The organism is Ruegeria sp. E5, from assembly GCF_056534105.1.
Genome location: NZ_JBQFPA010000001.1, coordinates 905758 through 920757 on the forward strand (window position 1 = coordinate 905758; position 15000 = coordinate 920757).

The 15000-nt window shown below is 55.4% G+C and carries 16 protein-coding genes; 11 read left to right on the forward strand and 5 right to left on the reverse strand.

What is annotated here, in order from left to right:
- The first annotated feature begins 69 nt into the window (after positions 1–69).
- Entirely contained in the window at positions 70–1299 is a 1230-nt protein-coding gene (locus ACR0BI_RS04590; RefSeq protein ID WP_480561347.1) for a cytochrome b/b6 domain-containing protein, read from the forward strand.
- A 53-nt stretch (positions 1300–1352) separates the two neighbouring features.
- Here the strand turns inward: ACR0BI_RS04590 and ACR0BI_RS04595 are convergent, their stop codons facing one another.
- Positions 1353–1925: a YceI family protein gene (locus ACR0BI_RS04595; RefSeq protein WP_170396453.1), complete on the reverse strand. Its 573-nt coding sequence runs from the start codon at positions 1923–1925 to the stop codon at positions 1353–1355.
- A gap of 126 nt (positions 1926–2051) precedes the next feature.
- Positions 2052–2561 (reverse strand): hypothetical protein, encoded by a 510-nt coding sequence (locus ACR0BI_RS04600; RefSeq protein ID WP_255612061.1) that lies wholly within the window; start codon positions 2559–2561, stop codon positions 2052–2054.
- A gap of 278 nt (positions 2562–2839) precedes the next feature.
- Here ACR0BI_RS04600 and rpsF point away from each other — a divergent pair, with 278 nt between their 5' ends.
- The 6 genes from rpsF to ACR0BI_RS04630 all read left to right on the forward strand — a co-directional run bounded on the left by rpsF (position 2840) and on the right by ACR0BI_RS04630 (position 6674).
- On the forward strand, positions 2840–3193 hold the full coding sequence (gene rpsF / locus ACR0BI_RS04605) for a 30S ribosomal protein S6 (protein ID WP_068332653.1): 354 nt from the start codon (positions 2840–2842) through the stop codon (positions 3191–3193).
- Between the two features lie 27 nt (positions 3194–3220).
- Positions 3221–3448, forward strand: coding sequence for a 30S ribosomal protein S18 (rpsR, locus tag ACR0BI_RS04610; protein WP_005608650.1), 228 nt, complete (start codon positions 3221–3223; stop codon positions 3446–3448).
- A gap of 12 nt (positions 3449–3460) precedes the next feature.
- Complete coding sequence (gene rplI, locus ACR0BI_RS04615; protein ID WP_170396450.1) at positions 3461–4081, forward strand: 50S ribosomal protein L9; 621 nt, start codon at positions 3461–3463, stop codon at positions 4079–4081.
- A 153-nt stretch (positions 4082–4234) separates the two neighbouring features.
- On the forward strand, positions 4235–4720 hold the full coding sequence (locus ACR0BI_RS04620) for a transglycosylase SLT domain-containing protein (RefSeq protein WP_480561346.1): 486 nt from the start codon (positions 4235–4237) through the stop codon (positions 4718–4720).
- Between the two features lie 278 nt (positions 4721–4998).
- Complete coding sequence (locus ACR0BI_RS04625; protein ID WP_170396446.1) at positions 4999–5700, forward strand: autoinducer binding domain-containing protein; 702 nt, start codon at positions 4999–5001, stop codon at positions 5698–5700.
- 119 nt (positions 5701–5819) lie between these two features.
- Positions 5820–6674, forward strand: a complete 855-nt coding sequence (locus tag ACR0BI_RS04630) for an acyl-homoserine-lactone synthase (protein WP_223117885.1) — start codon at positions 5820–5822, stop codon at positions 6672–6674.
- 95 nt (positions 6675–6769) lie between these two features.
- Here ACR0BI_RS04630 and tig read toward each other — a convergent pair whose 3' ends face one another.
- The 3 genes from tig to ACR0BI_RS04645 form a co-directional block, all read right to left on the reverse strand.
- Positions 6770–8101, reverse strand: a complete 1332-nt coding sequence (gene tig, locus ACR0BI_RS04635) for a trigger factor (RefSeq protein WP_480561345.1) — start codon at positions 8099–8101, stop codon at positions 6770–6772.
- A 184-nt stretch (positions 8102–8285) separates the two neighbouring features.
- Positions 8286–9410: a porin gene (locus tag ACR0BI_RS04640; RefSeq protein ID WP_480561344.1), complete on the reverse strand. Its 1125-nt coding sequence runs from the start codon at positions 9408–9410 to the stop codon at positions 8286–8288.
- Between the two features lie 300 nt (positions 9411–9710).
- Entirely contained in the window at positions 9711–11294 is a 1584-nt protein-coding gene (locus ACR0BI_RS04645; RefSeq protein WP_480561343.1) for an NAD(P)H-hydrate dehydratase, read from the reverse strand.
- Positions 11295–11463: 169 nt separating this feature from the next.
- Here ACR0BI_RS04645 and ACR0BI_RS04650 point away from each other — a divergent pair, with 169 nt between their 5' ends.
- The 4 genes from ACR0BI_RS04650 (at position 11464) to ACR0BI_RS04665 (ending at position 14880) form a co-directional block, all read left to right on the forward strand.
- Entirely contained in the window at positions 11464–11802 is a 339-nt protein-coding gene (locus ACR0BI_RS04650; RefSeq protein WP_170422248.1) for a P-II family nitrogen regulator, read from the forward strand.
- A gap of 33 nt (positions 11803–11835) precedes the next feature.
- On the forward strand, positions 11836–13242 hold the full coding sequence (glnA, locus tag ACR0BI_RS04655) for a type I glutamate--ammonia ligase (RefSeq protein WP_170396436.1): 1407 nt from the start codon (positions 11836–11838) through the stop codon (positions 13240–13242).
- Positions 13243–13370: 128 nt separating this feature from the next.
- Positions 13371–14018 carry an MSMEG_1061 family FMN-dependent PPOX-type flavoprotein gene (locus tag ACR0BI_RS04660; protein WP_480561342.1) on the forward strand — a complete coding sequence of 216 codons (648 nt, stop codon included), beginning with the start codon at positions 13371–13373 and terminating at the stop codon, positions 14016–14018.
- 67 nt (positions 14019–14085) lie between these two features.
- Entirely contained in the window at positions 14086–14880 is a 795-nt protein-coding gene (locus ACR0BI_RS04665) for a lytic murein transglycosylase (protein WP_170396432.1), read from the forward strand.
- Positions 14881–15000 lie beyond the last annotated feature (120 nt).

Below are 15000 nucleotides of genomic sequence, written 5' to 3' on the forward strand. Positions count from 1 at the left end.
TTCTCTGTCTTGTGTCCACACGGCATCCATTTAACTTACCCTCAATTCAGAAACTCGGAGAGCCAATCGATGCCCCTTACCAACACCCGGTCCAGCTATGGTGGTGTAACCAAAGCATTTCACTGGCTGACCGCGCTACTGATCCTGACGGCTCTGCCGCTGGGCTGGTTCGCGAACCAATTGGCCCATGCGATTTACGATCCGAGCATTCCCACGACCGAGGATGACATCGCCCGCGCCGCCCAGCTGTTTTCACTGCACAAAACCATTGGTGTTACCGTGTTCTTCGTCGCACTGGCCCGAATCCTTTGGGCTGTTACCCAGACGAAGCCGGGCTTGCTGAACGCTGAAAACAAACCCGAGGCCTTCGCCGCCGAAACTGTGCACTGGCTGCTGTACGGCTCGCTTGTAATGGCTCCGCTCAGCGGCTGGATCCACCACGCCGCCACCGACGGCTTCGCGCCGATCCTATGGCCCCTTGGTCAGAACCTGCCGCTTATTCCGAAGTCAGCTTTCCTTGCCGACATCAGCGCCAGCCTGCATTGGCTTTTCGTCTGGGCCCTGGGTGTGGCACTCGTGCTGCACATAGCGGGCGCGCTGAAACACCATGTCGTGGACAAAGACAGCACCCTGCGCCGTATGCTGCCCGGCCAATGGGACGCGCCGGAACCCCCGGCGCAGCACCATTCCATTGTTCCCGCCTTCGCCGCCTTGGCAATCTGGGGCGCGGTGCTGGTCGGAGGTTGGTCCACCGGTGTCTTTGACGACCAGTCCAAAGCAACCGAAGACACGGCCGAACTTGCGCAAGTTCAATCGGAATGGGAGGTCGAAGACGGATCCCTGTCGATTACTATCTCGCAATTGGGCAGTCCCGTAAGCGGCGAGTTTGCTGACTGGACTGCAGCGATAGCGTTTGAGGATCCCGCCGAGCCGGGATTGGCCGGTTCCGTCTATGTAACGATTGCCATTGGTTCACTCAGCCTCGGCACAGTCACCGACCAAGCGATGGGTGCGGATTTCTTTGACAGTGCGCAGTTTCCTACGGCTCAATTTAAGGCCGACCTGTTCAAAACGGATGCGGGTTATGAGGCGCGAGGACCTCTGACAATCCGGGACAAATCTATCGATGTCGTCCTGCCATTTACGCTGGAACTGGCCGACGATGCAGCGACGATGTCGGGGAATCTGGAACTCAACCGAATAGATTTCGACGTTGGAACATCGCAACCCACCGAAGATTCGTTGGGGTTCACGGTTATCGTGGCAGTCGAATTGACGGCAGAACGCGACAACAAATAAAAAACCGCCGGGGCGCATAACCCCGACGGTTTCTTTTTGGGATCATGAAGGGATTAGTCGGCCTTCTGTGCCTCGATCGAAATCTTGACCTCGACCTCGTCACCCACGAATGGAGCGAATTGGCCCAAATCAAAATCGCTGCGCACCAGCGTTGTGGTGGCGTCAAATCCGGCCCATGGCTTGCCCGCCATCGGGTGTTCACCCACTTGGTTCAGCTTGGCATCCAGAACCACGGATTTGGTGACACCATTCATGGTCAGATCACCGGTGATGTTGGCTGTGTTCTCGCCAGTGACCTCGATACCAGTTGAAGTGAAGGTCACCAGATCACCTTCGGCTGCGCCAAAGAAATCTTCGGTCATGAAGTGATCTTCGCGCGGCTTCCAACCGGTGATCATCTCAACGACCGGCATCGAAACAGTCACGCTCGATGCTGCCGGGTCTTCCTGATCAAACATGATTTCGCCCTCAAAGCCCGAAAACATGCCTGTGGTGGTCGAAAAGCCAAGGTGGTTATAGCTGAAGATGACCTGGCTGTGGCTGGGGTCCAGAACGTATTTCTCGGCGCTGGCAAACGCCGAGGTCGCTGATACGGCCAAAGCAGCAGCAAGAAGGGTGGATTTCATGACAATCTCCGCAAATTTGTGAATGCAAACCGAATGGGTTGCTCGATAACAAAAATGTGCTGCCCAAGGGCAGCACACAAGTTTTTTTGATTCACAACTTCTGTTCCTTTTTGAACAGAATAAAAATCAGGCGAAAATTGTTACGTTTTGGCTGAGTTGACCTTTGAGCGCTGAGCCAACATCTGCCGATTCCAGTGGCAGCTTCATCAGCAGGCTTCCGTCTACATCGTACAGTTCGACCTGGTCGTCAGCGAAACGCGCGCCGCCCAGCGAGTCGTAGCTGCGGCGCAATACCGTTTGCGGCCGACCGTTTTCGTTTTTCTGAAGAATGCGAACCTCACGGCGGATTGGGTCAAAATAGGCGTCTGGGCGCGCATCCATCACCTCGATGGTCAGCAGGCTGACGCCAACAATCAGGAACATCAGCGAAGCGACCAACTTGATAGGCCAAACCTCGGCTCCCATAACCGAACCCGGCATCAACCACATCGAAAAGGCCGACACGATCAGAAAGACACCAACGGCACGCAGAAGAAACATCCGAGCCCGCCAATTCGGTGCAAACGTAATCAGAACGGGGACGGATTTATCAAATACCGCGGCAGGTGCCGATTGTTCAAAAGTGTTTGTGTTCATGACGGCCATTGTCTTGCCCTGTCTATGTTTTCCAATCTACCGGGTTCTCCCGGCTTCATGAACAACCTCGGGGCGAAAAGCGTCAGGAATTGGGCGCACCAGTGGAAATAGGGCGACTTCACAAAGGCATATGTGGCAGGGCTTGCCCAGCCCGCTCAAACGTGTATACGGGGCCATCCTTCGCAGGAGTTATGAATCGCGCAGCCTCTCGTGGCAGGGTCGCGAAGGACCATATAGCCCCGCCTTTGAAATGCGCCTTGATATAAACAGGAGTGCACATGCCACTGTATGAGCATGTAATGATCGCGCGTCAGGATTTGTCCAACGCGCAGGCAGAAAGCCTTGTCGAACATTTCGGCACCGTTCTGGCTGACAACGGCGGCAACGTCGTCGAAAGCGAGTACTGGGGCGTCAAGACGATGGCTTACAAGATCAACAAGAACCGCAAAGGCCACTATGCCTTCCTGAAAACCGATGCCCCTTCGGGTGCGGTTCAGGAAATGGAACGCCTGATGCGCCTGCATGATGACGTGATGCGCGTTCTGACCATCAAGGTCGACGAGCATGCCGAGGGCCCCTCGGTTCAGATGCAGAAGCGCGATGAGCGCGAAGGCCGCCGCGAGCGCCGCTGATCAACGCCTGAAGAAAGGACATAAACCATGGCCGCAAAACCATTTTTCCGCCGCCGCAAGGTCTGCCCGTTCTCGGGTGAGAACGCGCCGAAAATCGACTACAAAGACACTCGTCTGCTGCAGCGCTACATCTCTGAGCGTGGCAAGATCGTACCTTCGCGCATCACCGCCGTTTCGGCGAAAAAGCAGCGTGAACTGGCCCGTGCTATCAAGCGCGCCCGCTTCCTCGCCCTGCTGCCCTACGCCGTGAAGTAAGGAGAGACTGACATGCAAGTTATCCTTCTGGAACGCGTTGCGAAACTGGGTCAGATGGGCGACGTCGTTGACGTCAAGCCCGGCTACGCCCGCAACTTCCTGCTGCCCCAAGGCAAAGCGCTGAGCGCATCGAACGCCAACATCGCGTCGTTCGAAGCCCAGAAAGCCCAGCTTGAGGCACGCAACCTGGAAACCAAGAAAGAAGCTGAAGCGCTGGCTGAAAAGCTGGACGGTCAGCAGTTCATCGTGATTCGTTCGGCATCGGATGCCGGCGCTCTGTACGGTTCGGTCACCCCGCGTGATGCCGCAGACGCCGCAACCGAAGCTGGCTTCACCGTCGACAAGAAACAGATTGCCCTGATCGCTCCGATTAAGGAACTGGGTCTGCACTCGGTCGCAGTCAACCTGCACCCCGAGGTAGAAGTCGAGATCAAGATGAACGTCGCACGTTCGGAAGAAGAAGCCGAACTGCAGGCATCGGGCAAATCGATCCAGGAACTGGCTGCTGAAGAAGAAGCCGCCGCCGAATTCGAGATCGCCGAGCTGTTCGACGACATAGGCTCTGCCGCTTCGGAAGACGAAGATCTGGTTGCCGAAGAAGCTCCGGTCGAAGAAGACGAAGCAAAAGCCTGATCTGGCTGCATATCCAATATCAAAGGGCCGCGCTTTTACGCGGCCCTTTTTCTTTTTGTTACATCGCAAGCAAAATTCGGCCCGATTGTTCGCCTGGCCTTGCAGACCGGCGAGGGTTTCATATCATCGCCATTCGCAATCAGGAGTATTTTGATGACCCCCCTCCTTCGTCGCCGCGTCTTAACCTTGTTGCTTATGGCACCGCTTGCAGCTTGTGGCAGTCCTGGCAGCTCGGGTTCCGGCGATACGTTCGATCCCCCCCTCTACCCCAATGAAACACCCGAGCTTCGCGTTTCGATCAATAAATGGGCTGACCACTACGAGCTCCCGCGGGAGTTGGTGCACAAGCTGGCGATCCGTGAAAGCACACATCGGCCGTGGGCGGTGAACCGCCCCTATTATGGGCTTCTGCAAATCCTCCCGGCCACTGCGCGATCAATGGGTTATACTGGAAATGCCAAAGGCCTGCTGGACGCCGATACCAATCTGGAGTTTGCCGGAAAATACCTGCGAGGCGCCTGGCTTTTGTCTGATGGAGATCAGCAGCGTGCCATCTTTCTTTATGCCAAAGGATATTGGCCCGAAGCAAAGGCCAGGGGCATGCTCGTCGAGACGGGTCTGGTTTCTGCCACAGAATAGGCATGTTTAATTCGCATTTCGATTGTAATGCACATACATAACCTTCGAAATGCCACGGCGAATCCCATGACCTACTGCACAACTCTGACGTTAAATCTTTTAAAGGTGCGTAATTGTGTGCCCGAAAGGCACATTTACCTATAAAAGGCAGACATTTCCCACATCTTCTTGTCTTGACAAGCGAAATGTGGTGTCCTGCTTGACGTCAGGGAAGACAGTATCATTTTCCTGGCCAAGGGGATCCGCCCGCTCACTCGGGTCTAACTGGTCGTTACCGTATGGATATTGTTGATCTCAGCACTCTTCCCGAACAGGATACTCGGTATGACGAGTTCCTGCGTCAGGTCTGTGACAAATATGAAATGGACCACGCAGCCTATGCGGGTATGAATCCTGCTGCAGGTACGATTCACGGCCATGTGACTTATGGGGACGACTGGAAAACCCACTATCAAGAGCAAGGCCTGCACCTGATCGATCCGACGCTGCACATGAGCCAGCGCAGTATCGCTCCGGTCGACTGGAGCCGTCTGGAACGCGGTAAAGATTTCCAGCGCGTTTTTCGCGATGCACATGATTTTGGCATTCCAGATCAAGGCATTACGATTCCGGTTCGCGGGCCGTACGGAGATATCGGCTTGCTTAGCGCAGTGCGCGAGTGCAGCCGGGATGAGTGGAAGAAACTGGTGCCCAACGTGATAAGTGACCTGCAATCATTGGCCGTACACATCCATGACAATGTCATGACATCGGATACGATCAGCCGGATGCTGTACCACCCGACCCTCTCCAGCCGAGAATTGGAGATTTTGCAATGGGCCGCAGCGGGTAAATCGCAACAAGATATCGGCGATATACTGTCGATTTCGCACCGCACGGTTGAGGTGCACTTGCGCTCTTCTCGCGAAAAGCTTAATGCACTGACGACTCCGCAGGCTGTCGGTCGGGCCATCGGAATCGGCTTAATCTACCCAGGATAAAGCCAAATTTTGCCGAAATTGGGCTAAAAAAAGCCAATATTACGGGAAACCCCCAATAGATTCGCTGTGGAAACCGGGTAACGTCTTATCCACAGACAGATCACTCGAAGGGGGTTAACATGATTTTGGTAGTTGATGGGCTGAACAGACATCTGTTCACCGAAGTTCTTGACGATATGTTCGAACTGCGCGCTCGGGTTTTTGGCGGGCGACTTGGATGGGACGTCCACATCGAAGACGGCAAAGAAATCGATCAGTTCGATCATCTGGATCCTGCATACGTAATTGGTCTCGACGATGAGGGGAACGTCGTAGCCGCAGTACGTGCACTCCAGACAACCGGCCCGCACATGCTTTCAGATGTGTTCTCGGATATCTTATGCGGCGAAGCGCCAATGCGCAGCGCGACCATGTGGGAATCCACCCGCTTCTGCGTCGACACGCAGCGACTGACCCGAGGGAAAGAGAAGAACTCGGTTTCTTACGCGACCTGTGAGCTGATGATCGGATCTCTGGAATACTGCCGCAGCGCGGGTATCCAGGACATCATCACCGTGATTGACCCGGTTATGAACCGCGTTCTCAAACGCTCGAACTGTGCGCCTTACGACTATGTGGGCGAAACCGTTCCGATGGGCAAGGTACCGGCCATGGCGGCGTTGCTGGATTGCACAGAAGAGAGGATTTCGGGTCTTCGCGAATTCGCAGACATTCACCACGATGTCTTTATCGAAGAAGAAAAGGCGTTGGAGTTCTTCGAGGCCCAAAAGGCCTCCAAACTCAGCCCGGCAAATCGTGACCACAAGCCGCTCACCGATCTTGAGAAGTACTTTGTCGAACAGATGAGTGCGGCCAAGACGGAAGAAGAAAGGCAGGCAGTGCTGAAACTGATCGAAGCGCTGTCCGACACATTCACTCCAGAGCAGAAGACCGCTCTGTTACAGACCCCCCGTGCTTTTGCTCATGAGGCCTGACCCCCTCACCTCATAGTACAAAGCCACCCATGCGGAGCCGTCTAATTCGAGACGGCTCCGCTTTTTTTTGACCCCTAAAGGGGGAAGGAAGAGGATTATTCCTCTTCCAGTGCCTCAACGGCTTTTTGCAGATCGTCCTTGCTGACTTCTTTGTCCGCAACCTGAGCCAGTTCGAAGACGTAGTCGACAACCTTGTCTTCAAAGATAGGCGCACGCAGCTGCTGCTGCATTTGGGCGTTCTGCTGCACAAATTCAAAGAACTGGCGCTCCTGGCCCGGGTACTGACGCGCCTGGTTCATGATCGCCTGTGTCATTTCCGAGTCGGTCACTTCAACCTCGGCCTTCTGGCCCAGTTCGGCAAGCAGCAGGCCCAGACGCACGCGGCGTTCGGCAAGCTTGTTATGCTCGTCGGTTGGTTCGATCGGATCGTGATCGTGACCTTCAACGTCAGGGTTTTCCTCGTGCCACAGCTGGTGTGCGATCTGCTTGGCTTCGGCTTCTACCAGTGACGGCGGCAGGTCGAACGAGACTTTCTCGTCCAGCACGTCCAACAAAGCGCGCTTCATAACTGCACGGGACGCACCAGCATATTCGGCTTCCAGACGCTCGGCGATCTGTGCCTTCAACCCAGCCAGATCTTCGGCACCAAATTTCTTGGCCAACTCGTCGTCGACCTCAGCCGCGACCGGCTCTTTCACCTCTTTGATGGTGCAGGTGAAAACGGCGTCTTTGCCGGCCAGATGCTCAGCACCGTATTCTTCGGGGAAGGTGACGTTGACGTCTTTTTCTTCCTCGGCCTTCACACCAACCAACTGCTCTTCAAAGCCGGGGATGAAGCTGTTCGAGCCCAGAACCAGCGGGTAATCTTCAGCCGAACCGCCTTCGAACTCTTCGCCGTCAACCTTACCAACAAAGTCGAACACGATCTGGTCACCGTCTTTGGCTTTCGAACCTTTGCGACGCGCTTTGAAGTTCTGCGCGGTCTCAGCCAGGTTGTTCAGCGCTTCTTCCACGGCTGCGTCGTCCGCTTTGACAACCAGCTTCTCCAGTTCGACCGATTTCAGGTCAACTTCCGGAATCTCGGGCAGCGCTTCGTAGGACATCGCAACTTCTACGTCGTCGCCTTCTTTCCAGTCCTCGTTGGTCATCTTGACCTCGGGCTGCAAAGCAGGACGTTCGCCGCTGTCCTCAAAGTGCTTGTTCATCACACCGTCGATGGTTTCTTGCATCGCTTCGCCAAGCAGGCGCTGGCCGAACTGCTTTTTCAGCAGAGCCATCGGCACCTTGCCTTTGCGGAAACCCTTCATTTCAACCTCGGGCTGCGCTTCGGTCAGTTTCTCGTTGACCTTGTCGTCCAGCTCGGCTGCGGTCACAACGATGTTGTAGCCGCGCTTCAGACCTTCGTTCAGCGTCTCGGTAACCTGCATTTTGGTAGTCCCCATAGGATTCGGGGCGCGCAAAACGGGCGCGCCGGGCAAATTTGACGCCTTCTATTTGCACAGCCGCCTGCGTGCAAGAGGCAAAGGCCCTTTCAGGCTGGTTTTACCCCTATTACAGACGAAAAAACGCCCCGGCACAGGCCGGAGCGTTCGATCATCGAAAGCTGAGAAATCAGAACCTCCAGCGGGCCCCCAGCACCCACGCCTCGTTGTTGTCGAACGAAGCGCCATCTTCGAAATCGTGATTGCGGTATTTCAGATATGCATCTGTATTGATGCTGTCGATACGCTGAACAACAGCGATGCCCCAAGCATCGGTGCTGGAGCCGTCATTTACGAAGTCCGAGCCCGAGTAATAGTCGATCCCGATACCGGTTTTACCCCAGGATACCCACTGATCCTCATAGGCAATCTTGCCGTAGAAGTAGTTCGGGTCAGACGCACCATCCGCGTCATTGTCCCGCGTACCGGCGGCTACGGTGAAGCTCAGGCCGTTTTGCAGCATAACCGAGGCCGACCCGATCGTATCCTTGCGGTCCCCCGATCCATCGTCAGCCGAGCGCACCGAGTATGCAACCGCCGCTGCAAATTCAACCCCGCCGCCGAAGGTGTTGTTATAGCGAAGGCCGATATCGTAATAGTCATCGTCATCGCTGCTGGACAGAATGTTCTGACCATAGGCGATGCCGGCCTTAAAACCGCTGAACTCCGGCGTGTCATACCGAACGCGGCCACGGCGCGCACCGTCAAAGTTGCTGCTGGAATCGCCAACGGTGATGTCGCTCAGAAAACCGTCAGTACCGCGATAGAAGAACCCGCCATTTTCATCGTTGGTAAAGGAATACAGCGCGGTTCCGACGTAAGACAGATCCACTTCGGCAGCGCCATCGGCCACCATGCTGCCCTGACCGGCCGAGAATCTACCCCAGTCACCGGCAAGTGCGAAATCCGCGTGACGGATATCTTCACGCGTCCAGCCGCTGAAATCTGTGCCCAGCTGGTTCCACTCGCTCGAGCTCGGCAGACCAAGCCCGGTTTCAAAACGGAAGGTGAAATCGTTGTTGCCGAATGGCTGCAACAGTTCCAAACCGACGCGGCTGTTTGACAGGTCATTGTCCAGAACGCGCGTTTCGGTCTCTTCACCGTCGTCAACCGAGATTAAGGCCGGGTGCAACTGACCATAAAGCAGGACATAACCGCCCGTGTTGTTTTCGTATTTCAGTTCGGCGGCGGCGGGGATTGCCGTTGTTGCGACAAGCGCCGCTGCTATCGAAGTCAGCTTAAAATTCACTGTCATGTCATTCACCATAGATGGGTCAGTTTTTTTGATATTGCCGATATGCGCACCTGGATTAACGGTTCCAATGATTGCTAAAGCTTATTAGCCCGGCATTGCATTTCTGCCACAGGCGGAGGCGGGGACCTTCAGGGAAAGCGTTTTATAATCAATATTTTGACCTAGTTCGAAAGCAGCACCCAGCTAACCTGCAAGACAATTCTTGCGCTGCGTGTTGCAGCTTGCAAACACCCGATATGCGCACAGGTAAATCATAAGGCGAAACATTGCCGCTTTGACCCGCGATCGGCCAATATTTGCCTATGACCCATTGATTTCAAGCCGTGCGAATACCGCTGGCACTTGTTCCGGCAGATCTTCAGCAATCAACCCCGGCCCAAATTGCCTGGCGCATTCCACATGTAACCAAGCTGCGGCCTTGGCTGCAGCCATCGGGTTGAAGCTCCGTGCCAGTAGTCCCGTTATGAACCCGGCAAGCACATCGCCCGACCCTGCTGTCGCCAGCCAGGGCGCCGCCCGGTCAAACAGCGCCGCATTGATCGCACATTGCCCATCCGGTGCAGCAATCACCGTGTCAGGGCCCTTGTATAGTACCACACAGCCAGCCTGCTTGGCCGCCTCACGCACGGCATCCACTTTGGAATAAGCCGGCCCTCTGCCCGGCTTGATCGAGAGCTTTTCGGAGATCTCCGGGAACAATCGCGCAAACTCGCCCCCGTGCGGTGTCAGAACACATCTGTCATGGAGCATGTCCAACAGCACCTCTGGCGCATCAGCAAAAGCCGTCAAAGCATCCGCGTCCAGCAACGCGGGACGCCCCGAGGCCAGCGCCACAGGAACCAGCTCCTGCGCACGCGCCAGCCCCAAACCAGGACCGAGGCATAGTGCATTCAACCGCGCATCCATCAGGACTTCCAATAGATCATCGCCGCTCTGGACCCGCTGCAGCATCAGCGCAGTGATGTGACTGGCAACCTCCATCTGAGCCGAGGGTGGAACACCCAGCGTCACCAATCCGGCCCCGATGCGTAATGCACCACGTGCCGCCAGCCTTGCTGCGCCAGTTCCCCCCGCACCTCCGCTAATAATCAAGGCATGCCCATACGCATATTTGTGTAAGGCAGTTGCCTTCGAAAAATCAGCATCCGGGGCGGTCACCAGTTTGACCGCACCCTGAACTCCCTCCTCCAAACCAATGTCCTTGACGACCAATCGGCCACTTCTGACCGGCCCCAGCCCCAGATAATGCCCCAGCTTTGCAGTATGAAACGATACCGTGAGCCTGGCCTGAACCGTCGCGGTCCCCGGGGCCAGCTCACGCCCACTATCGGAACACAGGCCAGACGGCATATCAACGGATACTGTCTTTTCGGCGATGGCTGGATCCGAGGCAGTCATTTCTGCCCATTTTAGAACATCACCCTCAAGCGGTCGTTGTAAGCCCGTCCCGAATAACGCATCGACATAAAGGTCAGCCCCTTGATGCGCGGCAAACACTTCGGAAAATGGGTGAACCTCCCCCAATTCGCCCCACCTGTCATGATTCACACGCGCATCTGGTGGCAGCTTCGCCGGATCACCAAGAAGAAATGCCGCCACCTCCCAGCCGCGCTCCCGCAGCAAGCGTGCAACAACAAATCCATCCCCCCCGTTATTTCCTGGCCCGCAAAGAACTACCGCACGCAGCGGATCCTCTTCATCTGGCCCCAAATACCTCGGGGGTGCGGGGGCTGGCCCCCGCTGCAGCTCTGGCCATTCTTCAAATACGGCTTGAAGAACACCGCGCCCCGCCCGCTCCATCAGCTCCGGCCCGCTCACGTCACCGGACTCAATCGCGGACTTTTCGATCGTCCGCATCTGTGCCGCTGTCAGCAACTCTGCCATATTGCGCCCTCACGCGATTCAATTCCGATTATATTTTGTGCATATCGATCAAAATTTAACCCGTTGCACGATTTTGCAGCACCACAAGGCGACCAAATTCGCAGTTCCATTGCCGCCCGATCTTAGACGTGATCATTGCCATCGAGACAACCATACAAGGTGAGCCAGAATGAAAAAGATCGAAGCGATCATCAAGCCGTTCAAACTGGACGAAGTGAAAGAGGCGCTGCAAGACGTGGGAGTCCAGGGCCTCAGCGTGGTCGAGGTGAAAGGCTTTGGTCGCCAGAAAGGTCACACCGAACTTTATCGCGGCGCAGAATATGTTGTCGACTTTCTACCCAAGGTAAAGGTCGAGGTCGTCCTGGATGATGATCAGGTTGACGCAGCGATCGAAGCCATCGTTGGCGCCGCAAAGACCGACAAGATCGGGGACGGAAAAATCTTTGTCTCACCTATCGAACAAGCCATTCGTATCCGCACCGGCGAAACCGGTTCGGAAGCCCTGTAACACAGCAATCTTCAAATCAGAGGAACAAATAGTATGAGCAAGGACGCAGTTCTTCAGCTGATCCGTGATGAAGACGCCGAATACGTCGACATCCGCTTTACCGACCCGCGCGGCAAACTTCAGCACGTCACCATCATGTCCGACCAGGTCGATGAGGACTTCCTGGAAGAGGGCTTTATGTTCGACGGTTCGTCCATCGCGGGCTGGAAGTCGATTGAAGCTTCCGACATGAAACTGATGCCCGACACCGACAGCGCCTATGTCGATCCTTTCTATGCGGAAAAGACCATCTGCCTGCACTGCTCGGTTGTGGAGCCTGACACTGGTGAAGCTTATGAACGTGACCCGCGAGGCACCGCTCAGAAAGCCGAAGCGTACCTGAAGGCTTCCGGTATTGGTGATGTGGCCTATATGGGTCCTGAGGCCGAATTTTTCCTCTTTGATGATGTTCGTTTCTCGAACAGTATCAACAAGGTATCCTACGAAGTTGATGCGACTGATGCATCGTGGAACACCGACACCGAATACGAGATGGGCAACATGGGCCATCGTCCGGGCGTCAAAGGTGGTTACTTCCCCGTAAACCCCGTTGACGAAGCGCAGGACCTGCGCTCGGAAATGCTGTCGACAATGAAGCGTCTGGGCATGAAGGTCGACAAGCACCACCACGAGGTTGCATCGTGTCAGCACGAACTGGGCCTGATCTTCGACAGCCTGACCAAGCAGGCCGATGAGCTGCAGAAATACAAGTACGTGATCCACAACGTTGCACATGCCTATGGCAAATCGGCGACCTTCATGCCGAAGCCAATCGCAGGTGACAACGGCACCGGCATGCACGTGAACATGTCGATCTGGAAAGACGGCAAGCCGCTGTTCGCGGGCGACAAATACGCCGACCTGTCTGATGAGGCGCTGTACTTCATCGGCGGCATCCTGAAACACGCCAAAACGCTGAACGCCTTCACCAACCCGGCAACCAACAGCTACAAGCGTCTGATCCCAGGGTTTGAAGCCCCCGTCTTGCGCGCCTATTCGGCCCGCAACCGTTCAGGCTGCGTGCGTATTCCGTGGACCGAAAGCCCGAAAGCCAAGCGCGTCGAGGCCCGCTTCCCCGATCCGGCCGCAAACCCCTATCTGGCGTTCGCCGCGCTTCTGATGGCCGGTCTGGACGGCATCAAGAACAAGATCGATCCGGGCGAAGCCATGGACAAGAACCTGTACGATCTTCCTGCCGAAGAACTGGCCGACATCCCGACCGTATGCGGCTCGCTGCGCGAAGCTCTGGAAGCGCTGGCATCTGATCACGACTTCCTGCTGCAAGGCGACGTGTTCACCAAAGACCAGATCGACGGCTACATCGCGCTGAAGATGGAAGAGGTAGAAACCTACGAGCACACACCTCACCCGGTTGAGTACGGCATGTACTACAGCTGCTGATTAAGAATTTTCGACGAAAATTCTCAGGGGGCGCCCATCGGGCGCCCCTTTTTCTGTATCTCCACGAGATTTGACGGATCGATGATGATCTTTCAAAATTTGAGCTCAACATCAGGCGGAGAGAGCACATGCCCGCAAGCGACAATCCCTTTTCTGAGTATTCAGGACTTGTAACCTCGGAAAAAGATCTGGAACGCATTTGCGGGCAACCCTTGCCGCAGATCATTGCAAAGGAATTGCCTGCACTTGATGAGATGTGTCGAGACTTCATCGGCATGTCCTCGTTCTGCCTGATCGCTTCGGCCAATCCCGATGGGTATCTCGATATTTCGCCTCGTGGCGATCCTGCGGGGTTTGTGCAGGTGCTCTCGAACTCGATGATTGCGATCCCGGACCGGCCTGGGAACAAGCGCGTGGATACGTTTCATAATGTGCTGAAAGATCAGCGCGTCAGCGTGATATTCTTTGTCCCCGGAAAATTGGAAACTCTGCGCCTGCGGGGATCCGCGAGAATTAGCGCAGATCCCGAACTTCTTTCAAACATGGCCGTTGGTGGACGCGTGCCCAAGCTGGCCCTGTTGATCCATGTCGAAACCGTCTTTGCGCACTGTCCCAAATGCATCATTCGATCAAACCTGTGGCAACCCGATGAATGGCCGGACTCATCCAGTCTGCCAAATATGAACGCGATGATGGTCAAACATGCCAAGATCGACAAAACCCCGGATGAATGGTTCGAATCCCTGAAAGGCACAGACGAGCTTGATCTCTATTAAAGCACTTTGCGGTAGGTCGAACTCGGCTTAGGCTGAGCGTAGTTTTTTCAGCACTCGGATTTCCTCTATGCCTCGTCTTCGCCTTTACGCTGCACTCGCGTTCCTTCTGCCCTCGGTGGCACTGTCCGCCCCTTGTGGGAATACCAGCAGCGGGTTCGAGGCCTGGAAAGCCGACTTTGCCAAAACCGCCAAACGAGCGGGTGTGAAAAAGAAGGGTCTGCAAGCGCTCGCGCAGACGCAATATGCAACACGTACGATTGCCGCGGATCGCAATCAGAAGAGCTTTAAATACTCATTAGACAAATTCATGCAGGTGCGCGGGGCAAACACCATCGTTGCGCAAGGGCGTAAGCGCAAAGCTCGCAATCCGCAGTTTTACGCCGCGCTCGAGCGTCAATATGGCGTACCGGCGGGTGTGCTAATTGCCATTCACGGCATGGAAACCGGCTTTGGAGGTTTCATGGGCGATAGTCAGGTTGTTTCCGCAATCACGACATTAGCCTATGATTGTCGCCGGTCCGAATTCTTCATCCCGCACGCTATCGGCGCCTTAAAACTGGTTGACCAAGGAACCCTTACGATGGCGACAAAAGGGGCAAAACATGGCGAGCTGGGGCATACGCAGTTTCTGCCCGGCAATGCCCTGACCTATGGTGTGGACGCCACGGGCGATGGTCGGGTCGATTTTTATAACATGACCGACGCGCTCGCCTCGACCGCGAATTTTCTACGTAAGAAAGGGTGGAAGCCCGGTCGCGGCTATCAACCCGGAGAGCCGAATTTTGCGGTCATACAGCAATGGAATGCGGCCTCGGTCTACCAGCAATCCATTGCAATCATGGCGGCGCGAATCGACAACTAGGGCAGTCATAGGCTTGACGTCAGAACACCTGAATTCGGCCACATTGTTGCCACATAGATTTAAGGAAACCCCGATTTTCTTGGTTTCCAAAGCGTAATCAATCTTGGAATATTTCGACTT